Annotated in this window: 24 protein-coding genes; 19 read left to right on the forward strand and 5 right to left on the reverse strand. The window is 69.5% G+C overall.

Annotated features, from left to right (window positions below; genetic code table 11):
- Positions 1–21: 21 nt before the first annotated feature.
- From fdh to IQ251_RS17900, 8 genes are all read left to right on the forward strand, one after another.
- A complete protein-coding gene (fdh, locus tag IQ251_RS17865) occupies positions 22–3,306 on the forward strand; it encodes a formate dehydrogenase (protein WP_228047440.1) in 3,285 nt (1,094 codons plus the stop codon).
- Positions 3,303–4,178 (forward strand): 4Fe-4S dicluster domain-containing protein, encoded by an 876-nt coding sequence (locus IQ251_RS17870; protein ID WP_193929866.1) that lies wholly within the window; start codon positions 3,303–3,305, stop codon positions 4,176–4,178. Before fdh ends, IQ251_RS17870 begins: the two co-directional genes overlap by 4 nt.
- Positions 4,175–5,086 (forward strand): NrfD/PsrC family molybdoenzyme membrane anchor subunit, encoded by a 912-nt coding sequence (nrfD, locus tag IQ251_RS17875; protein WP_193929868.1) that lies wholly within the window; start codon positions 4,175–4,177, stop codon positions 5,084–5,086. Before IQ251_RS17870 ends, nrfD begins: the two co-directional genes overlap by 4 nt.
- 72 nt (positions 5,087–5,158) lie before the next feature.
- Positions 5,159–5,584: a cupin domain-containing protein gene (locus IQ251_RS17880; protein ID WP_193929870.1), complete on the forward strand. Its 426-nt coding sequence runs from the start codon at positions 5,159–5,161 to the stop codon at positions 5,582–5,584.
- Between the two features lie 568 nt (positions 5,585–6,152).
- Positions 6,153–6,824 (forward strand): LysM peptidoglycan-binding domain-containing protein, encoded by a 672-nt coding sequence (locus IQ251_RS20135; RefSeq protein WP_193929872.1) that lies wholly within the window; start codon positions 6,153–6,155, stop codon positions 6,822–6,824.
- A gap of 788 nt (positions 6,825–7,612) precedes the next feature.
- The gene (locus IQ251_RS17890; protein WP_193929874.1) at positions 7,613–7,786 is read left to right on the forward strand and encodes a hypothetical protein; all 174 of its coding nucleotides are present in this window, start codon (positions 7,613–7,615) and stop codon (positions 7,784–7,786) included.
- Between the two features lie 66 nt (positions 7,787–7,852).
- On the forward strand, positions 7,853–9,202 hold the full coding sequence (locus IQ251_RS17895) for a DUF1727 domain-containing protein (protein ID WP_193929876.1): 1,350 nt from the start codon (positions 7,853–7,855) through the stop codon (positions 9,200–9,202).
- Complete coding sequence (locus tag IQ251_RS17900; RefSeq protein WP_193929878.1) at positions 9,199–9,924, forward strand: type 1 glutamine amidotransferase; 726 nt, start codon at positions 9,199–9,201, stop codon at positions 9,922–9,924. The genes IQ251_RS17895 and IQ251_RS17900 overlap by 4 nt, the downstream gene beginning before the upstream one ends.
- Positions 9,925–9,928: 4 nt before the next feature.
- Here IQ251_RS17900 and murJ read toward each other — a convergent pair whose 3' ends face one another.
- Positions 9,929–11,563: a murein biosynthesis integral membrane protein MurJ gene (gene murJ / locus IQ251_RS17905; RefSeq protein WP_193929880.1), complete on the reverse strand. Its 1,635-nt coding sequence runs from the start codon at positions 11,561–11,563 to the stop codon at positions 9,929–9,931.
- A gap of 103 nt (positions 11,564–11,666) precedes the next feature.
- On the opposite strand from murJ, the gene IQ251_RS17910 reads away from it, so the two are divergent.
- The gene (locus tag IQ251_RS17910; protein ID WP_370591485.1) at positions 11,667–12,203 is read left to right on the forward strand and encodes a YkvA family protein; all 537 of its coding nucleotides are present in this window, start codon (positions 11,667–11,669) and stop codon (positions 12,201–12,203) included.
- Between the two features lie 43 nt (positions 12,204–12,246).
- Here IQ251_RS17910 and IQ251_RS17915 read toward each other — a convergent pair whose 3' ends face one another.
- Positions 12,247–13,404, reverse strand: coding sequence for an acyl-CoA dehydrogenase (locus IQ251_RS17915; RefSeq protein ID WP_193929882.1), 1,158 nt, complete (start codon positions 13,402–13,404; stop codon positions 12,247–12,249).
- A 132-nt stretch (positions 13,405–13,536) separates the two neighbouring features.
- Between IQ251_RS17915 and IQ251_RS17920 the strand changes: the two genes are divergently transcribed.
- Complete coding sequence (locus IQ251_RS17920; RefSeq protein ID WP_193929883.1) at positions 13,537–14,247, forward strand: TetR family transcriptional regulator; 711 nt, start codon at positions 13,537–13,539, stop codon at positions 14,245–14,247.
- A 198-nt stretch (positions 14,248–14,445) separates the two neighbouring features.
- On the opposite strand, the gene IQ251_RS17925 is transcribed toward IQ251_RS17920, so the two are convergent.
- Positions 14,446–15,045 (reverse strand): TetR/AcrR family transcriptional regulator, encoded by a 600-nt coding sequence (locus tag IQ251_RS17925; RefSeq protein WP_228047442.1) that lies wholly within the window; start codon positions 15,043–15,045, stop codon positions 14,446–14,448.
- 129 nt (positions 15,046–15,174) lie between these two features.
- Between IQ251_RS17925 and IQ251_RS17930 the strand changes: the two genes are divergently transcribed.
- The 5 genes from IQ251_RS17930 to IQ251_RS17950 all read left to right on the forward strand — a co-directional run bounded on the left by IQ251_RS17930 (position 15,175) and on the right by IQ251_RS17950 (position 20,029).
- Positions 15,175–15,969 (forward strand): enoyl-CoA hydratase/isomerase family protein, encoded by a 795-nt coding sequence (locus IQ251_RS17930; protein WP_193929885.1) that lies wholly within the window; start codon positions 15,175–15,177, stop codon positions 15,967–15,969.
- Positions 15,970–16,061: 92 nt separating this feature from the next.
- Positions 16,062–16,844 (forward strand): SDR family oxidoreductase, encoded by a 783-nt coding sequence (locus tag IQ251_RS17935; protein WP_193929887.1) that lies wholly within the window; start codon positions 16,062–16,064, stop codon positions 16,842–16,844.
- A gap of 13 nt (positions 16,845–16,857) precedes the next feature.
- Positions 16,858–18,579, forward strand: a complete 1,722-nt coding sequence (locus tag IQ251_RS17940; protein ID WP_193929889.1) for an acyl-CoA dehydrogenase family protein — start codon at positions 16,858–16,860, stop codon at positions 18,577–18,579.
- Positions 18,580–18,654: 75 nt separating this feature from the next.
- Complete coding sequence (locus IQ251_RS17945; RefSeq protein ID WP_193929891.1) at positions 18,655–19,446, forward strand: crotonase/enoyl-CoA hydratase family protein; 792 nt, start codon at positions 18,655–18,657, stop codon at positions 19,444–19,446.
- Positions 19,447–19,576: 130 nt separating this feature from the next.
- A complete protein-coding gene (locus IQ251_RS17950; protein WP_193929893.1) occupies positions 19,577–20,029 on the forward strand; it encodes a DUF4442 domain-containing protein in 453 nt (150 codons plus the stop codon).
- Positions 20,030–20,228: 199 nt separating this feature from the next.
- Here IQ251_RS17950 and IQ251_RS17955 read toward each other — a convergent pair whose 3' ends face one another.
- Positions 20,229–20,900: a recombinase family protein gene (locus IQ251_RS17955; RefSeq protein WP_083666647.1), complete on the reverse strand. Its 672-nt coding sequence runs from the start codon at positions 20,898–20,900 to the stop codon at positions 20,229–20,231.
- 342 nt (positions 20,901–21,242) lie between these two features.
- On the opposite strand from IQ251_RS17955, the gene IQ251_RS17960 reads away from it, so the two are divergent.
- Entirely contained in the window at positions 21,243–21,587 is a 345-nt protein-coding gene (locus tag IQ251_RS17960; protein ID WP_139320808.1) for a four-helix bundle copper-binding protein, read from the forward strand.
- 44 nt (positions 21,588–21,631) lie between these two features.
- Here the strand turns inward: IQ251_RS17960 and IQ251_RS17965 are convergent, their stop codons facing one another.
- Positions 21,632–22,066 (reverse strand): MerR family transcriptional regulator, encoded by a 435-nt coding sequence (locus IQ251_RS17965; protein ID WP_075850089.1) that lies wholly within the window; start codon positions 22,064–22,066, stop codon positions 21,632–21,634.
- 116 nt (positions 22,067–22,182) lie between these two features.
- On the opposite strand from IQ251_RS17965, the gene IQ251_RS17970 reads away from it, so the two are divergent.
- The 3 genes from IQ251_RS17970 (at position 22,183) to IQ251_RS17980 (ending at position 26,178) form a co-directional block, all read left to right on the forward strand.
- Entirely contained in the window at positions 22,183–22,404 is a 222-nt protein-coding gene (locus IQ251_RS17970) for a heavy-metal-associated domain-containing protein (protein WP_154075308.1), read from the forward strand.
- Entirely contained in the window at positions 22,401–24,872 is a 2,472-nt protein-coding gene (locus IQ251_RS17975) for a heavy metal translocating P-type ATPase (protein WP_165631539.1), read from the forward strand. The genes IQ251_RS17970 and IQ251_RS17975 overlap by 4 nt, the downstream gene beginning before the upstream one ends.
- 106 nt (positions 24,873–24,978) lie before the next feature.
- The gene (locus IQ251_RS17980; RefSeq protein WP_207630406.1) at positions 24,979–26,178 is read left to right on the forward strand and encodes an MFS transporter; all 1,200 of its coding nucleotides are present in this window, start codon (positions 24,979–24,981) and stop codon (positions 26,176–26,178) included.
- The last annotated feature ends 105 nt before the right edge of the window (positions 26,179–26,283 follow it).

Consider the following 26,283-nt stretch of genomic DNA (forward strand, 5'->3'; position numbering starts at 1 on the left):
ACCGCGGTTCGAGGAGGCCCGATGCCGGAGTGGTTGCGTTGGCCGGTGCTGCGCCAGCTGACCGGTTCCGATCCGCTGGGCCGGGGCGCGGCCGCACGTTCCGCGAGCACCGACGCGTGGCGCGCGCGCACCGAGCAGGCCGACGAGGTCGTCGGCTCGATCTGCCCCTTCTGCGCCGTGGGCTGCGGCCAGCGGGTGTACGTGCGTGACGGTGCGGTCACCCAGATCGAAGGCGACCCGGATTCCCCGATCAGCCGCGGCAGGCTTTGCCCCAAGGGCTCGGCCAGCCGTGAACTGGTCACCTCGCCCACGCGGGAGAGCCGGGTCCGCTACCGCCCGCCGCACGCCACCGAGTGGCAGGACCTCGACCTGGACACCGCACTGGACATGATCGCCGACCGGGTGCTGGCCACCCGGGACGAGACCTGGCAGGACACCGATGAGCAGGGCAGGCCCCTGCGCCGCACGGCGGGCATCGCGAGCCTCGGAGGAGCGACCCTCGACAACGAGGAGAACTACCTCATGAAGAAGCTCTACACCGCCCTGGGCGCGGTGCAGGTGGAGAACCAGGCCCGCATTTGACACTCCTCCACGGTTCCCGGTCTGGGAACCTCCTTCGGGCGCGGCGGGGCGACCACGTTCCAGCAGGACCTCGCCGAAGCCGACTGCATCCTGATCCAGGGATCGAACATGGCCGAAGCGCACCCGGTCGGCTTCCAGTGGGTCATGGAGGCCAAGCACCGCGGGGCGCGGATCATCCACGTCGACCCGAGGTTCACCCGCACCTCGGCGCTGGCCGACCAGCACGTGCCGCTGCGCGCGGGTAGTGACATCGCCTTCCTCGGCGGGCTGATCAACCACGTGCTCACTCAGGACGCCTACTTCGCCGAGTACGTGCTGCACTACACCAATGCGGCGATGATCGTCGGCGCGGACTTCGCCGACACCGAGGACCTCGACGGGCTGTTCTCCGGATTCGATCCGGAGACCGGTAGTTACGACACGGCCAGCTGGCAGTACGAGGGCGGTTTCGCCGAACCGACGCTGGGCCGCCGCGGCACCGATTCGCAGGCGGGCAAGCGGCACGCGCGCGAGCGGGAGACCAGTGGTCCGGAGCGCGCCGGCTCCGGCGGCCCCGTCTACCACGGCCACGCGCGCACCGACCCGACCCTGCAGCACCCGCGGTGCGTCTTCCAGCTGCTCAAGCGGCACTACGCGCGCTACACACCGGAGATGGTCGAGCAGGTCTGCGGGGTTCCGGCGGAGGAATTCCTACGTGTGGCGCGCACTCTCGTCGCCAACTCGGGCCGGGAACGCACCACCGCGATGGCCTACGCGGTCGGCTGGACCCACCACACGGTCGGCGTCCAGTACATCCGCGCCGCCTCGATCCTGCAGCTGCTGCTGGGCAACATCGGCAGACCCGGCGGCGGGATCCTCGCGCTCCGCGGCCACGCCAGCATCCAGGGCTCCACCGACATCCCGACGCTGTACAACCTGCTGCCGGGATACCTGCCGATGCCGCACGCGCACACCCACGCCGACCTCGACGCCTACGTCTCCGAAGACGAGCAGGCGAGCGGCTACTGGGGCAACATCCGCTCCTATCTGATCAGCCTGCTCAAGGCGTGGTGGGGCGAGCACGCGACCGCGGACAACGACTACTGCTTCGATCGGCTGCCCCGGCTCGACGGCGACCACAGCACGTTCCGCACCGTCGTCGGCCAGATCGAGGGCACGGTCAAGGGCTATTTCGTCATCGGGGAGAACCCGGCGGTGGGCACCGCCAACGCGCGCCAACAGCGGATGGGTCTGGCCAACCTGGACTGGTTGGTGGTGCGTGACCTCAACCTCGTCGAGACGGCCACGTTCTGGCAGGACGGCCCGGAGATCGCCACCGGCGAGATGCGCGCCGAGGACATCGGCACCGAGGTGTTCTTCCTGCCCGCCGCCGCGCACACGGAGAAGGACGGCAGCTTCACCAACACCCAGCGCCTGCTGCAGTGGCACCACAAGGCGGTGGAACCGCGCGACGACCAGCGCAGCGATCTGTGGTTCTACTACCACCTGGGGCGGGTGCTGCGCGAGAAGCTGCGCGGTTCCGACCGGCCGCGGGACCGGTCGCTGCGCGAACTCACCTGGGACTACCCGACGCACGGGGCGATCGACGAACCCAGCGCCGATGCGGTGCTGGCCGAGATCAACGGCAGTGGCGGGGAGGGCGTCCCGCTGTCGGCCTACACCCAGCTGCGCCCGGACGGTTCGACCTCCTGCGGCTGCTGGATCTACTGCGGGGTGCGCGCCGAGGGCGTCAACCAGGCCGCGCGGCGCACGCCCGGTCGTGAGCAAACCCGGGTCGCACCGGAGTGGGGCTGGGCCTGGCCGGCCAACCGGCGCCTGCTCTACAACCGCGCGTCGGCCGATCCGGACGGAAACCCGTGGAGCGACCGCAAAGCGTACGTGTGGTGGGACGCCGAGCGCGGCGAGTGGACCGGGCACGACATCCCGGACTTCGACCGGCACAAGCGCCCCGACCACGTCCCCGCGCCGGGGGCGACCGGCCCGGAGGGCATCGCCGGGACCGACCCGTTCGTCATGCAGACCGACGGCCGCGGCTGGTTGTACGTCCCGTCCGGGCTGGTGGACGGGCCGTTCCCGGCGCACTACGAGCCGCAGGAATCACCCGTGCCGAACCGGCTGCACCCGCACCAGCAGCGCAATCCCGCCCGGGAAGTCCGGTCGCGGCCGGAGAACCGCTACCAGCCCAGCGGGGACGAGCGCGGCAGCGCGGTGTACCCCTACGTGTTCACCACGTTCCGGATCACCGAGCAGCACACCGCGGGCGGCATGAGCCGGTGGCTGGCGCACCTGTCCGAACTGGCCCCGGCGATGTTCCTGGAGGTCTCGCCGGAACTGGCCGCCGAACGCGGCCTCGACCACGTGGGCTGGGCGACCGTGATCACCGCGCGCAGCGCCATCGAGGGCCGCGTGCTGGTGACCTCGCGGATCCGGCCGCTGCAGCTGGACGGGCGCACGATCCACCAGATCGGCATCCCGTGGCACTGGGGGCCGAACGGTTTGACCACCGGCGATGCGGCCAATGAGCTGATCAACGTCGCGCTGGACCCGAACGTGCACATCATGGAGACCAAGGCGGGAACCTGCGACATCCGGCCGGGCAGGCGCCCACGTGGCCCGGACCTGCGGCTGCTGGTCGAGCAGTACCGGCGGCGCGCGGGAATCACTGAGCTCACCGGCGCCGAATACCTCGATCACCCGGCACGCACCGGAGAGGAGGAACGTTGACCGGTAACCGGTTGAGCGGGCCGCTCGCCGACCCGGCGGGCGATGCGGGCTATCCGGACGACCACCCGCCGCGGGTCGGGTTCTTCACCGACACCAGCGTGTGCATCGGCTGCAAGGCCTGCGAGGTCGCCTGCAAGCAGTGGAACCTGCTGCCCGAGGACGGACTGGACCTCACCGGCATGTCCTACGACAACACCGGCGAGCTCAGCGGCACCACCTGGCGGCACGTGGCCTTCGTCGAGCAGCGCGGTACGGCGCAGGAGCTCGGGATGCCCGCTCTCGGGCCGCCGGGCGGGGACGAGGAGCAGGTCCGCTGGTTGATGTCGTCGGACGTGTGCAAGCACTGCACGCACGCCGCATGCCTGGACGTCTGCCCGACGGGGGCGCTGATCCGCACCGAGCACGGCACGGTGCTCGTGCAGGACGATGTGTGCAACGGCTGCGGATATTGCGTGCCGGCTTGCCCGTACGGGGTGATCGACCGGCGGCCGGACACCGGTGGCGTCGCCAAGTGCACGCTGTGCCAGGACCGGCTCGGCGCGGGTCTCGCGCCGGCCTGCGCCACCGCCTGCCCCACGGAGTCCATCCAGTACGGCCCGCTGGACGAGCTGCGCGAGCGGGCGGCGCTGCGCGTCGCCGACCTGCAGGAGCAGGGGTTCAGCGGGGCCCGGTTGTACGGCCACGAACCCGATGACGGCGTCGGCGGTGACGGTGCGTTCTTCCTGCTGCTGGACGAGCCGGAGGTGTACGGGCTACCGCCGGATCCGGTGGTGACCACGCGGGACCTGCCGTCGATGTGGCGGCACGCGGCGGTCGGCGCGGCGACCGCGCTGGCGATCGTGGCGGGCAGTTTCCTGGGGAGGCGGCGATGACCGGCGAGCTGCGGGAAGCGGCCGAGCCGACCCGTTCCGAGGGGGCGACCTACTACGGCCGGCCGGTGATCAAGGAGCCGGTGTGGAAGGTGCCGGACGTGCCCGCGTACCTCTACCTAGGCGGGATGGCTGGTGCCGCGGCGCTGATGGCGGCCGGCGCCGGGCTCACCGGCCGACCTGGTCTGGCGCGCGCCGGGCGGGTCAGCTCCGGGATCGGGGCTACCGCGAGCGTCGCGTTCCTGGTGCACGACCTCGGCCGCCCGCTGCGGTTCCTGAACATGCTGCGGGTGTTCAAACCGACGTCGCCGCTGAGCGTCGGTTCGTGGGTGCTCGCCCCGTTCTCCGCGCTGGCCGGGGCCGGCGCGGTCAGCGCCGCCACCGGGCTGCTGCCCCGGCTGGGCTGGCTGAGCTCGTCGGCCGCGGCCGTGCTGGCCCCGGCGATGACGACCTACACCGCGGTGCTGTTGGCCGATACGGCGGTGCCCGCGTGGCACGAGCCCTACCGCGAACTGCCGTTCGTGTTCGCCGGCAGCGCTGTGGCCAGCGCGGCCGGACTGGGCGTGGTGGCGGCGCCGGCGGCGCAGGCCGGTCCGGCACGGCGGATGGCGGTGGCGGGTTCGGCGCTGGAAGTGGCGGCGACGCGGCGGATGCAGCGCCGCGCGGGCATGGTCGGCGAGGTCTTCGGGCAGGGTCGTGCGGGACGGCTGCTGCGCACCGCGGAGGCCCTGGTGGTGGCCGGGTCGGTCACGGCGCTGCTCGCCCGGCGCAGCCGGATCGCCGCGGTCGCTTCGGGTCTGTGCCTGACCGGGGCCGGGTTGGCGACGCGGTTCGGCATCTTCGAGGCCGGGCACGCTTCGGCGCGCGACCCTCGCTACACCGTCGAGCCGCAGCGGCTGCGCAGCCGCTGACTCCGTCCGGCGTGGCCGACCGGTCTCGATCGTCGCGTGCGAAACTATCGGCCGCAGCGGGAGGTGTGGCACGTGGCGCAGGCAGACGTACCGGGCGGGCGCGGGCAGCCGTCCGCCGAGGTGCCGGTTCCCGAGGTCCTCGCCGAGATCGAGCAGTTGCTCGGTCCGGGGCAGGGGGCCGGGGGTGTGCTCTGGAAGCTGGCCGAGCCGGGACGCCAGTTGGACGCCAATCTGGTGCACCTCGCCGCTGATCAGCACGTCCCTGCGCACGCTGAACCGGATGTGGACGTGCTGCTGCTCGTGGTGCGTGGCGCCGGGGTGCTGCGGTCCGATCACGTGCCGGGACGCGAGCTGACCGAGGGCACCGTCCTGTGGCTGCCGCGCGGCAGCACCCGGTCCATCACTGCGCGTGACGAGGGGCTGTCCTACTTCACCGCGCACATGCGCAGGCCGGGGCTGCAGATCGGGCTCGACCGCACCGGCTCGTCCCCCGCGTGAGCTGACCGGATCCGCGATCGATACCTCTCGCGCTCGAACAGCCCGCCGTCGATTTATGCACTCCATCAGTTCAGCGACGACCGAAATAAACTACCGGCCCATGGTCACCGGACAAAAACGGCGAGGAAACCCGGGGTTTTCCGGGGGGTGTACGCCGCACACGGTGCGTACGATGCGCCGCGGTGCGTGCACCGGTCGTCCAGTGTTTCGTGGGTCTTGTCTCACCCTCGGTGATCACCTTTGTTCGAACGTTGCTCGCTGTGATCACGAGTTGACCTGCGAATACGATCAAATCGCAGCGATCTTGGTGCTGTTTCTGTGACGATCACCACGACCGTGTGGTTTGGTCGCGCGTTTTTCGCTACGTAGCGTGTCCCCCGGTCGGCGCCCCGAGCCGACCGCACGACCGGAAGTCCGCCTTGCCGAGCCCTGCCCCGCGGGCTTCCGACCCCCGACACGCGAACGGGGGCAGGGGCCCGCGGACCGACCAGCCACCGAGGTGCCGACGAGAGCGCACCCCGCGAAACCGGCCTGGTGCCAGGGCAGGCACAGCTGGAGACGAACAGAAATGGCTAGCTCCCGAGGCAAGCACCGCAAGAGCGGAAACGCGAACCGCAACATCGCCCGCGTGGCGCTGACCGGCGCCGTCATGGCCGCGCCGTTCGCCCTGACGCTGCCGGCCAACGCCGCCGACGAGTCGACCTGGGACGCCGTGGCCGAGTGCGAGAGCGGCGGCGACTGGCAGATCAACACGGGCAACGGCTACGAAGGCGGCCTGCAGTTCAGCCCGTCCACCTGGTCGGCCTACGGCGGCGACGAGTACGCCGCCAGCGCGTCGGACGCCACCCGCGAGCAGCAGATCGCCGTGGCCGAGCGCATCCTGGAGGGCCAGGGCCCGGAGGCGTGGCCGTCGTGCGGTCCGGAGGCCGGTCTGTCGGCCGGTAGCGGTGCCGAGCATCAGGACGTCGAGGCCGGCGGGGAGACCGAGTCCACCGAGCCGGCGCAGGAAGAGGCCGAGCCGGTCCAGGAAGAGGCCGAGCCGGCGCAGGAGGAGGGCGACCTCCAGCTGCAGTCCGAGGCCGCGCCGATGTCCGGTGACTACACCGTGCAGCAGGGCGACACCCTCAGTGCGATCGCCGAGCAGTTCGGCGTGAACTGGCAGGCCGTGTTCGAGCAGAACGGCCAGGTCGTCAACGACCCGCACCTGATCTTCCCGGGTCAGGAGCTCAGCGTGAACTGACCACCCGGTCTGCGGTGACCGAGTGCTGGAGGAACCCCGCCTGTCTCTCTCCGGGCGGGGTTCCTCGTTTTCGCGTCTCGGGGTCGTGCGCGGTGCGGCTCACTTCAGCCGGTGCCGGCGGAGGTCGCTGAGCACGTCCCACGTGGTCCAGCCGATGCCGCCCATGACCAGGCCGCCCAGCAGCAACAGGACGATGAGAACTTCGAGCACTGCGGGCTCCCTCCTGGCGCATCGCCGGGACGGCGCCCTTGTGCTCGCGCGCCGCTGCGGTGAGTGGCCTCGGGTCGATCGCACTGGTGCGGTCCTCTGCGCCGATCCTGCGTCGCCCGTCGTCGGTTGCATACCCCTCGATGCGGGATCGTTCCCCCGCGGCACCGGTTTTCACTCGGATGGCAAACGTTCACCGCCTCCGCTACCGGTGCACGATCTACGAAATGCTTTCGTGTTGAAGGTTATCCCCGATGCGACCGCTCTTCCGCGGTGAACCGGGAGGCCGCACCGAGTGGGCGATGCCGGCGCGGGACTGCACCGATTCCGCCATGATCCACAGTGGACTAGATCGAGATCTGCGCCATTTCCCCGAGATCCACTACGCCGTGCAGCAAATACGCTGTGTGCAGCGGCAATGCCGTCGCGGGTGAAACGATTCCGGAAGGGTGGCCCGCGGGCATGTTGTGCAGGCACGACTCCTGATCCCGAGCGATGATGACGGGGGCGCGCGCCGGGTTTCGAGCTACCTCCCCGGTGCGCAGCAGCCCCCGCGATCGGTCACGGAAGGAGACGGTGCGATGCACCTCGTGCAGCACGTGGCATCGACCGAGCTGAGCGCGTTCACCGGTTGGGTCGCGCCGAGCGCGGTGCTGGCGGGGGTGGCGCTGCTGATCGTCGCGCTGTTTCGCCGGACCCGAGCGACACTGGCCAGGAAGCGGCGGACGGTGCACCCGGGGACCGGCAAGAGCTAGAGCCGGGGGCGCCCCCGCGCAGCGCGCAGCCGCCCCGGACCGGGGCGTGTCAGGGGGAGGGGACGCATGCCCGACACCACCGGGGGATCCGCCGAAGCTCCGGTGAACTCGGATCCGGCCGAGTCCACCGCGCTCGACCAGCGCTGGCACGTCGTACCGGGGCCGGGCATTCCCGAGCCGCCCGCCCGGCGCCGGGCCGGGCCGCGGACGGCGGCGGCGATCGGGGCGGGTCGGATGGCTGCGTGGGCGTCGCGGCGGTTCGGGTTCGGCAGCGGGGGGATGATCGGTGGTCGGTTGGCTCTGACCGTACAACCGAACCTGCTCGCGGAGTTGGTCCTCGGGCGGCGTGTCGTGATGGTCACCGGCACCAACGGCAAGACCACCACCACGCAGATGGTCGCCGAGGCGCTGCGCTCGCAGGCGCCCGCGGTCAGCAACGCGACCGGGGCGAACATGCCCGACGGGCACGTGGCGGCGTTGATCGGTGATCGGGAGGCGCCCTTCGCGGCCCTGGAGGTCGATGAGCTGCACCTCGGTCAGATCACCGGCGAGTTCGAACCGGCGGTGATCCTGCTGCTCAACCTCAGCCGCGACCAGCTGGACCGCGTCGGCGAGATTCGCACGGTGGTGACCAGCCTGCGCCGCGCGTTGGAGCAGGCTCCGGGAGCGCGGGTGGTGGCCAACGCCGACGACCCGAACATCGTGCAGGCCGCGGCCGACCACCCGCGGACGACCTGGGTTTCCGGCGGACTGCGGTGGCGGGAGGACGCGCTCAACTGCCCGCGCTGCGGTGCCTCGATCGAGCAGGACGAGCGGGGGCCCTGGTCGTGCCGGTGCGGGTTGTCCCGTCCCGCCCCGGATTGGACCGTCACCGAGACGGGGGTGTTCGACGCCGCCGGTGCGCACCACCGGCTCGCGCTGGCCCTGCCCGGGCACGTGAACCGGGTCAACGCCACGTTCGCCCTGGCCGCGGCGCTGCTGCTGGGGTGCGGTGGGGATGCCGCGCTGGAGCATGTGAGCCGCATCGACCAGGCTGCGGGCCGCTACGGCACGGTCCGGGTCGCCGGTCGTTCGGTGCGGTTGCTGCTGGCCAAGAACCCGGCGAGTTGGCTGGAGATGCTCGAACTCGCGGCCGGGCACGGTCGCCCGCTGGTGCTGGTGGTCAACAGCCGCGAGGCCGACGGCTACGACGTGTCCTGGCTGTGGGACGTGGAGTTCGAGGTGCTGCGCGGTCGTGCGGTGTACGTGGCCGGTGATCGGGCGCTGGACCTGGCGGTGCGGTTGCGCTACGCCGGCGTGCAGTGCTGGGTCAAGTCCGATGTGGACGAAGCGCTGGTCGGGATGCCGGACGGTGTCCCGGATGTGATCGCCAACTACACGGCGTTCCGTGACGTGTTCGCGAGGAGGCGAGGATGACGCGCGACCCGGTGCGGATTGCACTCGTGCTGCCCGATCTGCTCGGCACCTACGGGGATCGGGGCAACGTGATGGTGCTCGCTCAGCGCCTGAAGTGGCGCGGTATCGACAGCGAGGCCGTGACGGTGCTGTCCTCGGCGCAGGAGGTCCCCGAGTCTTGCGACGTGTACATGATCGGCGGGGGAGAGGACGTCGCCCAGGTGGCGGCGGTGAACTTCCTGCGCCGCGGTGGCGGTCTGCAGCGGGCGGTGAGCAGGGGAGCGCCGGTATTGGGCATCTGCGGGGGGCTGCAGGTGCTGGGGACCGGGTTCGTCACCGGTGACGGTGACGAGCACGAGGGCTTGGGGCTCGTGGACGCGTGGACCGAACCGGGTGCTGGCAGGGCGATCGGGGAGGTGACCGAGCACGCCACGCTGGGGGCGGTCGGCATGCTCACCGGTTTCGAGAACCACCTGGGCCGCACGGTGCTGGGCGAACACGCGCAGCCGCTGGGTCGGGTCACCCGGGGGACCGGCAACGGGCATGACGGGGTCGAGGGTGCCGTCAGCGGGCACGTGGTGTGCACCTATCTGCACGGCCCGGTGTTGGCGCGCAATCCGCAGTTGGCGGACCTGCTGCTGGAGTGGGCGATCGGGGAGCCGCTGGAGCCGCTGCCGGATCCGCCGGAGCTGCGGGCGCTGCGCACGCAGCGGACGCGGTTGCACGTGCGCGAGCGCAAGTGATCGGTCAGCCGCTGCGCCGGGCCAGTCGGGAGAGCCTGCGCACGACGGGCTGCATCTCGGGTGCGCGCAGCAGGATGAGCACGCCGAAGCTGGTGGCGAGCACGACCACGGTGTGCATGATCAGGGAGAGCCATGCGTCGCTGACCGGATCGAGTTCGCCGGTGATGCCGCGCAACGCGGCCACGGCCGCTGCGGAGCAGGCGCAGCCGATGGCCGAGGCCAGGAGGGCGCGCAGCACGCCGATGATGGTGCGCCGGGTTTCCAGGCGCCCGAGGCGGGTGCGCAGCCACAGTTGTCCGACCACGGCGCCGAGCAGGAAGCTCACCGACATCGCCGCGGCCACGCCCACGACGAGGTCATCGGCGGTGGCCAGCGCGAGTACCAGGTAGCACAGTCCGCTGCGGACGGCGACCATGATCACGTTGATCCAGGTCGGGGTGCGCGCGTCCTTCATGGCGTAGAACGCGCGCAGTTGGAGCATGGTGATCGCGAAGGGCACGATGCCCAGAGCTGCTGCGGCCAAGGTCCAGCCGAGTCGGTCGCCGGCTGCGACGTCGCTGGCGCCGACGGAGAAGAAGGCGACGCCGATCGAACCGCCGGCCACGAACATCAGGGCGCTGATGGGCATGAGCAGCACGGCGCTCATCCGGGTGCCCAGGGACAGGTCGGCGACGAAGGAGTGGTGGTCGTCGTCTCCGGCGGAGCGGCTGATGCGGGGCATGAGCGCGGTCAGCAGGGATACGCCGAGCACGCCGTAAGGGACTTGGGACAGCAGCCAGGCGTAGTTGAAGGTGGCGACGCTGCCAGGTGAGCCTTGGCCGCAGACGCGGGTGATGACCACCATTCCGACCTGGCTGACGGCGGTGTAGAGCACGACCCAGAACGCCAGGGCGCCGAATTCGGCCAGCCGGTGGTCCCAGCCCCAGTTCCAGCGGAAGCGGAAGCCGTTGTGCCGCAGGGAGGCGATCATGATGAGCGCTTGGGCGGCGATGCCGGACATGGTGCCCAGGCCCAGCACGAGGAGTTTGGGTTCGCCCATGCGGACCGGGTCCGTGGAGATCTCGCCGGGCATGGCCGCGTAGGTGAACACGGTGGCGATGACGACGAGGTTGTTGATGACCGGGGCCCAGGCGGGGGTGCCGAACACCCCGCGCACGTTGAGGATCGCTTGCAGCAGCGCGGACAGGCCGTAGCAGATGATGCCGGGCAGCAGCAGGTAGGCGAAGGCGGTGGTCAGCGCGGCGTTGGCGCGGGTGTCCGGGCCGAGGTAGAGCGCGGTGAGCAGGGGTGCGGCCAGGACGGCCAGCACGGTGGCCACGCCCAGCAGCACCGCTCCCATGGTGATCATCCACTGCGCGTAGCTCTCGCCTTCGCGTGCGCCGCGTTGCTGGGCGCGGACCAGGAGGGGGACGGCGATGCTGGTGAGCACGCCGCCGAGCAGCAGTTCGTTGACCACGGTGGGCAGCGTGTTGGCGACGGTGTAGGAGTCGTTGATGACGCCGAGACCGAGTACGGCGACCAGGAGCACTTTGGCGAGCAGGCCGCTGACCCGGCTGACCGCGGTGGCCAGCGCCATCGCGCTGCTGGCGCGGACGAGCGAACCGCTGCGCGAGGAACGGGATTCGGCCTGGTCGACCACGGTTCTCCCCGGTGTGCGGCGTGTGTGCGGCAGGGTCGACCGTGCCACGGATCTCGGCGCGGCGCTGCTCGGAGGTGCGGGGCGGTGACCGGGCAGCCCACGCGTGGCAGGCTGGTCGCAGGACGAGGAGGTGCCGGTGATCGTCGTCGGCGGTGTGCTGGTGCTCGCCGGGTTGGTGCTGTCCGTAGCGATGGGCGGGGAGTCCCCCGGTGGGTGGTTGCTGCCGATCGGACTGCTGGCCGGTGGTGCGGGAGTGCTCGTCGCCGGGGTGCTCGCGCTGCTGCGCCGCAGGATCGCGGTCGTGCGCGGGGTGGCCCGCGCGCACCGGAGCGCGCCGGCGGGTGGTCCGGTGCGGCGTGCGGCGGCGGTGCCGCGGATGGTCGTGGCCTCGGCGCGCGGGCGGAATCCGCTGCTGCCGCGCTACCAGGTGCTGCTGTGGCTGGTAGCGGGGGCGTACTTGGTCTGGCCGCTGGACTTCGTGCCGGATCTCCTGCCGCTGCTGGGCATCGGCGACGACATCGGGGTCGGCGCGTGGCTGCTGACGAGCTTGTACGCGGAGGCCGGTAACTACCTGGCGCAGGGCGTCGCGTCCGAGGAGGACGCGGCGGAGTCGGCCGGGGACGCGTCCCGGTCGCGCTGAGCGGTGGTGGCCTGTCGGACGCTGGACCACCACCGCGGGGCGGTCAGCCCTTGAGCAGCGAGCGGGCCATCACCATGCGCTGGATCTGGTTGGTGCCCTCGTAGATCTGGGTGATCTTGGCGTCGCGCATCATGCGCTCGACGGGGAAGTCGCGGGTGTAGCCCGCGCCGCCGAACAGTTGGACGGCGTTGGTGGTGACCTCCATGGCCACGTCCGAGGCGTGGCACTTTGCGGCCGCCGAGATGAACCCGAGGTTGCCCTCGCCGCGTTCGGCGCGTGCTGCGGAGACGTAGACGAGCTGGCGCGCGGATTCGATCTTCATGGCCATGTCGGCGAGCATGAACTGCACGCCCTGGAAGTCGGCGATGGCGGTGCCGAACTGCTTGCGCTCCTTGACGTACTCGATCGCGGCGTCCAGCGCGCCCTGCGCGATGCCGAGCGCCTGGGCGCCGATGGTGGGGCGGGTGTGGTCGAGGGTGCGCAGCGCGGTCTTGAAGCCGGTTCCGCGGTCACCGATGATCCGGTCGCCGGGGATGGTGCAGTCCTCGAAGTAGAGCTCCACGGTCGGCGAGCCCTTGATGCCGAGCTTCTTCTCCTTGGGGCCGACCACGAAGCCGGGGTCGTCGCGGTGCACGGCGAAGGCGCTGATGCCGTTGGAGCCCTTGTCCGGGTCGGTGACGGCCATGACGGTGTACCAGCTGGATTCGCCGCCGTTGGTGATCCAGCACTTGGCGCCGTTGAGCACCCAGTTGTCGCCGTCGGCGTGCGCGCGGGTCTTCATCGCGGCGGCGTCGGAGCCGGCTTCGCGTTCGGACAGCGCGTAGGAGGCGGTGGTCTCGCCGGAGGCGATGGAGGGCATGACCTGCTGTTTGAGCTGTTCGGAGGCCGACAGCAGGATCGGCATGGTGCCGAGCTTGTTGACGGCGGGGATCAGCGAGGAGGAGCCGCAGACGCGGGCCACTTCTTCGATGACGATGCAGGTGGCGACCGAGTCGGCGCCTTGGCCGCCGTAGGCCTCGGGTACGTGCACGGCGGCGAACCCGGATTTGACCAGGGCGTCGAGGGCTTCGCGCGGGTAGCGCTCCTGCTCGTCGACCTCGGCGGCGTACGGGGCGATCTCCTTCTCGGCCAGCGCGCGCACGGCTTCGCGCAGGGCATCGTGCTCCTCGGCGAGCTGGTAGATGCCGAAGTTGGGGTCCAACGGGGTTACCTCCTCGTGTGCGGCGCGCCCGGCCACGTGCCCCGCGGCGGGTCCGGCACCTGGTGTTTCGTTGCCCGCATCCTAGCGGCACTGAGTGCCACGGACAACGGGCGGCGGTGCTATCGTCCGGCCATGGGCGAACCGGGGAACGATGGGTCCGGGCGCGGCGGCAGGCGTCAGGAGGTGCGCAGTCAGATCGCGCTCGCGGCGATGGACCTGTTCGCCGAGCAGGGGTTCGAGTCGACCACTGTGGATCGGATCGCCGAGCAGGCCGGGGTGGGGCGCCGGACCTTCTTCCGCTATTTCCGGTCCAAGGAGGACGCCGTCTTCCCCGGCCACGACGAGCGGCTCGCCGATGTGGTCGAACGGCTGCGCACCACGTCCGACGAGGCGGATCCGCTGCAGGTGCTCACCGAGATCGCCGGGCTGGTGCTGGACATGTACGTCGCCGAGCCGCAGGTTTCGCTCAAGCGGTTCGAGCTGACTCGGCAAGTCGGTGCATTGCGGGACAAGGAGATCGCCAGCATCGACCGCTACCAGCGGGTGTTCGCGCGGTACTTGCGCCGGTGCTGGGCCGCGGGCGCCGACGCGGAGCTACACGCCGCGATGGCCGCGGCGGCGGTGGTCGCCGCGCACAACCAGGTGCTGCGCAGCTGGTTGCGCGCCGGCGGGAGCGGTGACCCGCATGTCCAGCTGCGCGTGGCCATGGCGGTGGTGCGCGAGAAGTTCGGCGGCCGCGATCCGGGCGCGGGGGAGGTGGTGGTCGGCGTGGTGCGCACCTCGGCGCCCGCGAACGAGGTGCGCGGGCGGGTGGAGGACGCGTTGCGGCACATCGCCACCTGACGGCACTGAGTGCCATGCGAACCGACACTGTACTCCTGAAGCTGTCCTGAGCCGCAAAGTGCCGGAGGCTCGGGTGTGGGTGTGACACCGCCTCCGGAATCGCCCCTCTCCGCGATCTCGCCCTCCACAGCTGACACCCACCCCGCACCACACCGACCACAAGATCAGTTGCGAGACATCATTTCGCCGACCGAGGTGCTATCGCGGTGCGATGCTCTCGTGGATGGTGTCCATGACGGCCTTGAGTGAACGCTCGTCGCGGGTGGACAGCGCGATCACGAAGGCTCCCTGGATGAGCGCGAGGAGGCCGTCGGCGAGGTCGCCGGGGTCGCGGTCAGTGCGGACATCGCCGCGCTGTCGGCCGTGTTCGAGCAGGTTGACCAGTCGGTTCTTCCACTGGCGCAAGTCATGGTCGAGCTGATCGCGGAACAGTTCGGACGTTGCAGCGACCTCGGTGGAGAGCTTTCCTGCGAGGCAGGCGCGCTGGTAGTCCGAACCGACGAAAGCCTGGGCCATGTCGTGGAAGTAGCCGGTGATCCTGTCTGCGGTACTCAGTTCTTCCTGTGCGATCCAGCGGTCGAGCAGGTCGATCTGGAACTGCATGTAGCGGCCCAGCACGGCTTGGGCGAAGGCTTCCTTGGAGCCGAAGTGGTGGTAGAAGGACCCTTTCGGCACACCTGAGGCAGCCAGCAGCGCGTCCACGGTCATGCCGTGGAACCCGTTGGCATAGATCAACTTCATGCCCTGGCGCAGCAGCTGTTCCTTGTGTGACGTCTTCTCGGTTCGCGTCGTGGTCATCCGGATCGTCCTGTCTTTGACATCGTCACCGGGCCCAGCATATCTCTTGACGATCCAGTCTAGACGCTTTAGTCTAGTACTCGTCGGTAACCGGGCGTGGGAGCGAAGCGGCTTCCAGATGGGAGCGTCATGAGCGAGGTCACCTTCGAGAGGATCGACGACGTCGCGGTCGTCACGCTGGCCAATCCGCCGGCCAATACCTATACGGCCGAGTTGGGTGATGGGTTGCTCGGGTCGGTGCGCAAGGCCGTCGACGAGGGGGTGCGGGCGATGGTGGTACAGGCCCACGGTCCGCTGTTCTCCGGTGGTGCCGACGTGTCGATGTTCCAGGATCGATCGGGCGCGGAGGCTCGTGCGCTCTTCGCCGAGGCGTTCGAGCCGATCGCGGCGCTGGAGGACGCGCCGTTCCCGGTGATCGCGGCGGTGCACGGGCAGTGCCTGGCCGCGGGGTTGGAATTGGCGCTGGCGTGCGATCTGATCGTGGCCGCGGAGGGAACCCAGTTCTCGCAGACCGAAGCCAAGATCGGTGCCACGACCTTCCTCGGTGGCGTCGACCGGCTGGCGCAGCGATGCGGCCCAGCACGCGCCAAAGAGATCGTTTTCGACGCCGGTTTCCACGACGCGGCCACCTTTGAGCGGTGGAACATTGTCAATCGCGTGGTTCCCGCCGACGAGCTGCGGGACGCGGCGCTGACCTGGGCGCAGAAACTGGCCGGAGGACCGACGGCGGCTCACGCGGTGACCAAGCAATTGGTGCAGCACACCCTGGCTCACGGGGCTCGTGAGACCGACTCCTACCTGCTCGATGTCGCCACACCGCTGTTCGACACCCGCGATATGCAGCACGCGGTCAACCTGCTGCTGACCCAAGGGGTGCGGCAGTTCATGGCCAACCACCACGAGGTCGTCTTCGCGGGCCGCTGACACCCGCCCGGCGGAATCGGGTCGCAGCGATACCAATGCTGTGCGCCCAACCGCCTTCTGCTCGAACTGCAACGAAGTAGGAGCAACGAACGATGACGTCTGACCTGTTTTCCGTCGAGGGAAAGACGGTCCTGGTCACCGGTGGTACCCGCGGGGTAGGGTACATGATCGCCGAAGGATATCTGCGCGCCGGTGCCCGCGTGTATATCTCCTCGCGCAAGGAGGACGCGTGCCGAGACGCCGAGTCCGCTCTGTCCGAGCACGGCGAGGTGCACGGGATCCCCTGTGACGTCAGCACCGAGGACCAGTGCCGAACCTTGGTGGACACGATCGCGCAGCACGAGTCCACGCTGGATGTGCTGGTGAACAATGCCGGAACGACGTGGGGCGCGTCCTTCGACGAGTTCCCCGACTCCGCATGGGACAAGGTGCTGGCGACCAACCTCAAAGCGCCGTTCACCCTGACCCGGCTGGCACGTCCACTGCTGGACAAGGCCGCCTCCGACGAGGCCCCCGCGCGGGTGATCAACATCGGGTCGATCGACGGCCTGAGCGTGCCGGGATTCGGCAACTACTCGTACTCGGCAGCCAAGGCGGGCTTGCACCATCTCACCCGGCACCTGGCCGCCGATCTGGCACCGTCGATCCTCGTCAATGCGATCGCGCCGGGGCCGTTCCCGTCGAAAATGACGGAAAGGCCCTTGGAAACCAACGGCGAACAGCTACGGGCGGCCAGTCCGGTGCGCCGCATCGGCCGCCCCGCCGACATCGCCGGCGCCGCCATCTACCTCAGTTCGCGGGCTACCACGTTCATGACCGGTGAAGTCATCACGCTCGACGGGGGTCTGAGTACGACCCTCGGTGTCCGGGTCTGAAGGGGTGGAGGGCATGTATCGCGCACCAGCATCGGACTACGATTTCCTGCTTCGCTATGTGATCGACGGTGCAGGAATCCTGAAGGCGACCACCGACGACGAGGTCACCCTGGACGACGTCACCGACGTGCTCGGCCACGCCGGCACACTCGCCGCCGACCTGCTCGCGCCGCTGAACGCCCCTGGCGACAGGGTCGGCAGTAAGCTTGAGAACGACGGGGTCACGACTCCTCCCGGTTTCACGGAGGCCTACAAGACCTTTGCCGAGGGCGGCTGGACGAGCCTGGGAGTGCCCGCCTCGATCGGTGGGGGCGGTATGCCGCGGATCGTGGCCAACGCGGCGGGAGAATTCTGGAGCGCCGCCAACACGGCCTTCTCCCTGTGCCCCGGTCTCTCGCAGGGTGCGATCGCCGCCTGCCACGCCCATGCCCGCGACGAACTCCGGCAGACCTATGTGCCGCCCCTGGTGTCGGGACGCTGGACCGGCACCATGAACCTCACCGAGCCCCAAGCCGGCACCGACCTGGCCGCGATCCGCACCTCCGCTCAGGCGCTCGACGACGGCGCGTGGTCGATCACCGGGCAGAAGATCTTCATCACCTGGGGCGATCACGATCTCGCCGAGAACATCGTCCATCTGGTCCTGGCACGCACCCCGGACGCACCGACGGGGCTGGGTGGGTTGTCGTTGTTCCTCGTGCCGAAATACCTGCCCGATCCCGACGGTCGGCCCGGCGAGCGCAACAGGGTGCAGACCGTCTCGTTGGAGCACAAGCTGGGCATCCATGCCAGCCCGACCTGCGTCCTCGACTACGAGAATGCCACCGGGTTCCTCGTCGGCCAGCAGAACCAGGGCCTGGCCGCGATGTTCGTCATGATGAACCAAGCCCGACTCGGCATCGCCGTGCAAGGGATCGGGCTCGCCGACCGGGCGTACCAACAAGCGCACGCCTACGCCGCCGAGCGGGTTCAAGGCCGCGTGACCGGACGGCCCGCGGGAACGCCCATCGCCGAGCACCCCGACGTGCGCCGTCTGCTGCTGTCGATGAGCAGTGCCATCTCGGCCATGCGCGGCTTGTCGACACAGGTCAGCGCCTGGATCGACCGCGCAAACACCGGCCACGCCGAGGCCCACGACGCCGACCTGGTGGAATTCTTCGTGCCCATCATCAAGGGCTGGGCCAGCGAAGCATGCGTGCAGATCACCTCCGACGCCGTGCAGGTGCACGGGGGAATGGGCTTCATCGAAGAAACCGGCGCCGCCCAGTACTACCGCGACGCCCGCATCCTGCCCATCTACGAGGGCACCACCGCCATCCAGGCCAACGACCTGCTCGGCCGCAAACTGCTTCGCGACAACGGTGCCACCGCGGAGACCGCACTGGCACTGATCGAGGCATCGGTGGCCACCGCCCGTGCGGCCGAACATCCTGTCGCCCACCGCCTCGCCGATCGACTAGCCGCTGCAGTCGAGGCCGTCCGCCACAGCACGCGAACGATTCTCGCCCGTGCCGACTCGCCCCGGGACGCCTTCGCAGGCGGTGTTTCGTATCTGCAGCAATGGGGCCTGCTCGCCGGAGGCTGGATGCATGCCCGAATGCTCGTCGCCGCGCTGGGCGCCGCAGAGGACTCAGCAAGCCCACGGCGCATCAGAGAGGCGGACGGATTCGCCACAGCCCACCTGAGCCAGGTCCACAGTCTCGGCGAGTCGATTACCGCCGGGGAAATTGCCTGAGACAGCCGTTCTGCGGCATAGGACCTGCCACGGAGCAGCTGGACACATCCCCTTGACCAAGCGCGAGGAGCAGCAATGAGCACTGAGGGCCAGACCGGCACCGTAACGATGCGGACGGAGGGGCGGATCGCCGTCATTACCGTCGAAAACGAGGCGAAGAAGAACGCCTACACCCCCGAGATGGTCGAGCAGCTCAGCGCACACCTGACCGCTTTCGACGACGACGACGAGCTGTGGGTCGCGGTGTTCTGCTCCGCCGGTGAGCACACCACAGCCGGACTGGACATGGCGAAGTTCTTCGGCCCGGAGGCGACCGCCCGGCCCCAGCGCGACGACATGGTCGACCCGTTCGGCCTCGGCGCACGCCGCAGCCGCAAACCCGTCATCGCGGTCGTGCAGGGCATCACCTATACCGTCGGTATCGAAATGATGCTGGCCGCCGACATCGTCGTCGCCGCCGACACCGCCCGATTCCAGCAGCTCGAATCCCGCCGCGGCATCGCCCCGTTCGGTGGTGCACACTTCCGCTACCTCACCCGCACGGGCTGGGGCAACGCGATGTATCACCTGATGCTGTGCGAGGAATTCGACGCGCACCGCGCTCGTGAACTCGGCTTCGTGCAAGAGGTCGTGCCCCACGGTCAGCACATCGATCGCGCGCTCGAACTCGCGGGCACGATCTGCACGAACGCCCCCATCGGCATCCGCGCGATGAAGGAGGCCGCACGGACGTTCATCGACGCCACCGAACAAGCCGCCATCGCCGAAATCCCCCGCATACAGCAGCAAGTGTTCAACACCGCAGACTTCCAGGAAGGCATGCAGTCCTTCATCGAACGCAGGAAGGCCGAGTTCATCGGGCGCTGAGTGGGTCACGGGCGTGAACTCAGTCGGTGGCCGTTCCGGGCCACTGGGAGGCCGATCTCGTCAGGACAGCTTCAGGAGTACAGGGCGACCGGGTCGCGAGATCGAGTTACTCATGAGTAACATGCGGCCCATGGATGCTGATTACACCTGGGTCGCCGATGCCATGACCAAGATGGTCCCGTGGGTGTCCACCGCCGGGGTCGAATTCACCGAGGTCTCCGCCGAGCGCGTCGCCTGCCACCTGCCGGACCTCGAATCGCAGCGCAACCACGTGGGCGGTCCGCACGCCGCGGTCATGTTCGGTGCGGCCGAGACCGCGTCCGGCGCCGTGGGCGTCGCGTGCTTCGGCGACACCATGGACCGGGCGACCCCGCTGGTGGCCAACGCCGAGATCCACTTCCGCAAGCTGGCCCGCGGCCCGCTGACCGCCGAGGCGGTTCTCGGGCGGTCCGCCGCCGAGGTGCTCGCCGAACTCGACGCCGGCCAGCGCCCGGAGTTCCCGGTGCACTGCACCATCCGGGACCAGGAAGGCACCACGACCGGCGAGATGACCGTCAACTGGACGCTGCGCCCGAACACGTGACGCGCACCCCGCCGTGCACTCACCGGGGTGCGCGGCGGGCGGATCATCCCCGCACGTAGTGGTCCATCCAGTCGAGCAGGGACTCGTTTGGACCTGGCGGTGCGAGGCGGGGCGGAGCACGGAACCGGTGGTCGAGCCCCCGGAGGCCGGCCGTCGATCGTTCGAGGCGTTCCGGTAGCAGGCGCGCAGAAAACAACGGTTAGCTCGTAAGGGCTGATCGCGGACCAGGTCCGGAGTCGACCGAGTGGTTGGGGCTGAGTTCGGGGACGTATTTGTAGATCGTGGAACGGGACACGCCGAGTAGGCGGGCGATGGAGGCCACGGTGGTGTCGGGTTCGGCGAGCAGGGCGCGGGCGTGGCGGACCTGTTCGGGGCTCATGGCCGGTGGTCGGCCGAGTCGGACGCCGCCTGCGCGGGCAGCGGCGAGACCTTCGCGGGTGCCGTCGGCGATGAGCTCACGGATGAATTCGGCCAGCGCGGCGAAGACGTGGAACACGAGCCTGCCACCGGGGGTGGTGGTGTCGAGATTCTCGTGCAGTGAGGTGAACCCGATTCCGCGCTTGCGCAGTCCGCTGACGAGGGAGAGTAGGTCGGCGAGGCTGCGGCCCAGCCGGGAGAGTTCGAGCACGACGAGGGTGTCACCGTCGCGGAGGTAGTCCAGACAGGCGGCCAGCTCGGGGCGGTCGGCGTTTTTGCCGGACAGTTTCTCCTCGAAGACCCGGATGCATCCTGCCTGGGTGAGGGCGTCGACCTGGCGGCGCAGGCTCTGCTCGGCGGTGGACACGCGGGCGTAACCGATGCGGGCGCCGCCGCCGATGGTGTCGAGCGGGTTGCCGTCGAGGGCGAGCTCGGCCGGGGCCTTGTCGGTCATCGACGGGCACCTTTCATGATCGATGACGTGCCCGACTGTACGACAAAGGGTCGTGATCGACTTGTTGGACACTCCGGCTTCACAACGCGTTTTTCCGACATCTCCAGCACGGTCCAGGCTCGCGAACTGGCCCGCTGTCGATCATGTTGAGAAACGTTCCTTTCGTCGACACCGTTGTCTGTGACACGTGGCTCGATGTGGTGGCCATGAACGTGACGCCTTGACCTTCCTCCCGGGACAACCCCTTACGCCTCGGGGTGCGCAGCCTCGGGTGATGGGTACCTCGGTGGGGCGCCCGTAGCGGGGTTGAGCGAACCAACGAGCGAATCAGGGAGGTACGTGATGGCTACGACGATGGTGGAGCAGCGCAACCAGGCGTGTCTGGATGCGTGTGCCGAATGCCAGCAGGCGTGTGAGACGTGCAACTACAACTGTTGCGCCGGCAATCCGGATATGGCCGAGTGCGCCCGGCTGTGTCTGGACTGTGCGGCGATCTGTGCGGCCTGCGTGACGCTGCTGGCCCGTGATTCGCGCTGGGCGGCGCAGTTGTGCCAGCTGTGTGCCCAGGTGTGTGAGGCGTGCGCGGCTGAGTGCGATAAGTACGACATGGATTACTGCCGTGAGTGCGCGGCGGCGTGTCGCCGGTGCGCGGAGCAGTGCCGGGCGATGGCCACGGTCACCGTCTGAGGCCCCGAACCCACGGGGACCGAGGGGTAGGCGAGTGTGGCCGCCTACCCCTCGGTGCGCGCGCTGTCGTCGCGGTCGGTGTGGTTTTCGATGATGCGGCAGACCACGGCGTCCTGGCCGCGGCGTTGGCCCTCGCGGGCGGCCCGACGAGCGGAGGCTAACGAGCGGCGCAGTGCGCGCAGGTCGGCCAGGGTGCGGTCGATCTCGGTGATGTGGGTGTCGAGCAGTTCTGTGACCCGGCCACACGGTGTGGCACCGTCGCGTTGCAGGTCGATGATGTCTTTGATCTCGGGCAGGGTCAGGCCCAGGGTTTTGGCCTGGCGGATGAAGCGCAGCACGTCGAGATCGTCCTCGGTGAACACGCGGTAGCCGGACTCGGTGCGCTCGGACGGCGGCAGCAGCCCCTTGGACTCCCACAGTCGTATCGCCTTGGCGCTGACTCCGGCGGCTGCCGCCGTCGCGCCGACGGTCATACCCATCAGATCCTCCTCTGTGTGTGGCCGCGAACCGTCATCCTTGACCTTACCCCTGGGGCAAGGTTCTAGCGTGCGTGTTGACGACGACAACCGCAGGTCACGCAAGGGAGTACGAGATCATGGACACGGTGCAGTTGCAGGTCACGGGCATGTCGTGCTCGGGATGTGAGCAGCGCATCGCCAAGGTGCTGGGCCGCGTGGACGGCGTGCGGGAGGTGAGTGCCGATCACAGCAGCGGCCACGTGCATGTGCGCCTCGGTCCGGAGTTGGCCGATCGTGCCGTGTTGGTCGAGCGGATCGAGGCGGCGGGCTTCGAGGTCACCGAGGGGGCGAGTCGGTGAGCACCGTGGTGGAGGAACGCCCGCAGTTGTGGGCCTCGGAGCCGAGTACGACTGAAGGCCAGCAACGGATCCGGGCCAAGATCGCGGGGCTGCACTGCTCGCTGTGCACCGGCACGATCGAAAAGGCCCTGGGCCGCATGGACGGGGTCGGCACGGTGTCGGTGAGCCTGACCCACGAGCAAGCCCTGGTCGACTACGACCCGGATGTAGTCGAGCCCGAGGAGATCCTGGGCACGCTGCGCGATATCGGCTACGAGCTCTACGACCCCCGCAAGCTGCGGGCCTTCGAGGACGAAGAGGCCGACCTGCTGGCCGAGGGCAAACGGCTGTTCACCGCGATCGGGCTGAGCCTGACCGCGATGGTCCAGATCGCCGAAGGATGGTGGACGCTGCTGTGCGCCACCCTGCTCGTGGCTGCACTCGGGTTGGTCTTTTCCATCCTGCGCCCGACCGGGCAGGCCCGAGCGGCGGGATGGGCCGCCGCGGTCGCCGCCCCCGGTGCGCTCGCGCTGGCCGCGCGTTTCGCCGGGCTACTGGAGCCCCCGGTCAATGGCTGGATCGCCGCCGTGCTCGCCGGGGCGATGGTCTTTGGGGTGGCCCCGCACATCCTGCGCATGGCCTACCAATCCGCACGACGCGGGATCCTCAACCAGCACGTGCTGCTGGAGGCCGGCGCATTCGGCGGCATCGCTGGCGGCATCATCGGCCTGACCGGCTTGTTGGAGAACTACCCGACCGCGGAGTTTTTCGCGGCCGCCGCGATCGTGGCCACGTATCACATCTTCTCGGAGTGGCTGTCGCTGCTGGTCAAGACCCGCTCGGGTCAGTCGGTCAAGAAACTGCTGGACCTACAGCCCGACCTTGCCCGGCTCGTGGACAGAGCCGACGGCGGTGCTGAGTCCGAGGTACCGGTGGAGCAGGTCGCCATCGGCCAGCACGTGCGGGTGCGCCCCGGCGAGCGTATCCCGCTGGACGGGCGCGTGCGTGAGGGTTCCTCGGCGGTGGATGTCTCGCTGGTCACCGGCGAGCCAGTTCCGGCCGATCGCGGTCCCGGCGAGGACGTCGTGGGCGGATCGATCAACGGCACCGGCAGCCTGACCATCGAGGTCACCGCCACCGGCGCGGAAGGCTTTCTGGCCCAGGTCGTGCGGCATGTGGAGGACTCTCGCGCACTCAAACCCGGCATCCTGCACCTGGTCGATAAGGTCCTGCGCGTCTACACCCCCACGGTGCTCAGCATCTCCGCTCTGGCTCTCGTCGCCTGGTTGGCCGGTAGTTGGCTGGTCACCGGCGACCCGGATGTGCACCGGGCGGTGTTCGCCTCCCTGGGAGTGCTGGTGATGGGCTATCCCTGCGCGGTCGGCATCGCCGCGCCACTGGCGATCGTGCGCGGCACCGGACACGCCGCCGATGCCGGCATCGTCATGCGCACCGGCGAGGCCTTCCAAACCTTCCGACTCGTCCGCCGCATTGTTTTGGACAAGACCGGCACCCTGACCCAAGGACGGCCCACCGTCCGAGCCGTCGAATCCGTCGACGGCGGCGAGAAGAACGCCGTGTTAGCGCTGGCCGCAGCAGCCGAGGACCCTTCCGAACACCCACTGGCGCGTGCCGTCGTCACCGCCGCCCAGGACCAGGGCTTGGCCGTGGAGACCGCAGACGAGTTCGCTTCGATGACCGGCTCCGGGGTGCGCGCCACCGTCGGCGGACAGCGAGTCCTCATTGGACGGCCGGGACTGCTCATTGACGCCGGCATCGACCTGGCCGAGCTCACCACGCGGATCGACCGATTCGAAGCCTCCGGGCACACTGTCATCGCCGTGGCCACCGAGAACACCGCCCTGGGCCTGATCGCGTTGGGCGATGAGCTGCGGCCCGACGCCACCGAGGCGGTCACCACGATGCGCCAGGCGGGCATGGAACCGGTGCTGGTCACCGGCGACAACCAACGCGCCGCCGACCATGTCGCCGAAGCACTCGGTATCCAACAGGTGCACGCCGGGATCCGCCCGGACGGCAAGGCCGAGCTCGTGCGCGAGCTGCAAGCCAACGGTGCCCGGGTGGCCATGGTCGGCGACGGCATCAACGACGCCCCGGCGCTGATGCAGGCCGACGTGGGCCTCGCCGCCGGTGGCGGGACCGACATCGCCGTGGAATCCGCCGACGTCGTGCTGCTGCGCGAGGACGTGCACACCGTGCTCGACGCCCGCGAGATCAGCGACCGCGCCTACCGACGCACCCGCACCAACGTGGGCCTGGCCTTCACGTTCAACGGCCTCGGCATCCCCTTGGCCAGCACCGGCCTGATCTCCCCGGTGTGGGCGATGGTGGCCATGGGCGCTTCGGTAACCACGATCTTCCTGAACTCCTTCGGCACCCGACCCTCGCTGCTGATCAACGCTATCGCCAGCGTCGGCCGCGCACGCGGGACAACCGAGCAGCAACCCGCAAACCGCACGGCGGCCTGACCGTCCACACAACCCTGGCGCCAGACCAGGCGGGCGCGCGGCCCGCTCGAGCACGCCGCGCGCCCGTTCCTGCCGCGTCCCGACACTGCCGCACAAGGAAACAAACGTGTCTGAACCGAGGATGCCCGCCGCCCCACGGGGCATGCTGGCGCTGCTGACCGCCGCCGCGTTCGTGATCTTCGCGCAGATCTTCATGGTCGCGCCGCTGATCCCCCGGCTGGCCGAGGTCTTTCACACCGCCCCCAGCCTCGTCGGCTTGGCCGTGCCCGCCTACCTGATTCCCTACGGGGCGATGGTGCTGGTGTGGGGACCAGCCTCCGAACACCTCGGCCGGCGGCCCGTCATTCTCGGCTCGCTGGCCGCGTTCACCGTGCTAGTCGGCGCGACCGCGCTGGCCAGTAGTGCCGGGGCATTCATCGGGATGCGCCTGGCCACCGCGATCGGCGCCAGCGGTGTCGTGCCGATCGCGCTGGCCCTGGTCGGCGACCTGGTTCCGTATCAGCGACGCGGGCACGCCCTCGGGTGGCTGTTCGGGGGCATGGCCGGCGGCATCGCCGTCGGCGCCACCGCCGGAGCATTGGGCGAACCGCTGGTCGACTGGTCCGGACTGTTCCTGGCCACCGCTGCGGCCGGGCTGATGCTGCTGGTCGCCACCCTCGCCGTGCTACCGGCGACCCCGCGCTCGGCATCCCCGCCGGCGCCGCGCACCGTGGCCGCCGGCTACGCAGCCCTGCTACGTCAGACCCGCGGGCGGCGCACCTACACCTACGTGCTCATCAACGCGCTGCTGCACTCCGGGATCTACACCTGGCTCGGGGTGTATCTGCAGCAACGGTTCGACCTGGGCGAGTTCGGCATCGGACTGACCCTGCTCGGCTACGGCATCCCCGGCCTACTACTCGGCCCGGTCATCGGCCGGCTGGCCGATCGTTACGGCCGTGCCCGCATCATCCCCGCCGGAGTGGCCCTCGGCGGGATCTGCGCGCTGCTGCTGGCCAGCCCCCTGCCGCTGCTGGCGGTCCAAGCCAGCATCGTGGCCCTCTCTTTGGGCTACGACATGACCCAACCACCCCTGGGCGGCATCGTCACCAACCTGCCCGGCCACGGCGGGCTGGCCATGGCACTCAACGTGTTCACCCTGTTCACCGGCATGGGCCTGGGCAGCCTGGCCTTCCAAGCCCTCCTGCTGCCCACCAGCTTCGCCGTGGCCCTGAGCACCTTCGGAGCAGCAGTGCTGCTCGCCGCCGCCCTGGCCGTGCCGGTATTCCGCGACGAACGACCCCACGCGAATACCCCGGCATCCTGAGATCAGCGTCCGCCCGGCTTCACCACCGCGCGGACAGTCCTACACCGTGTCGCTGGGGCTGCGTAGTGGCCGGTAGCCGGTGCGGGCGTACTCGGCCTCGACGGG

Source organism: Saccharopolyspora montiporae (assembly GCF_015209505.1).
Classification (GTDB): Bacteria; Actinomycetota; Actinomycetes; order Mycobacteriales; family Pseudonocardiaceae; genus Saccharopolyspora; species Saccharopolyspora montiporae.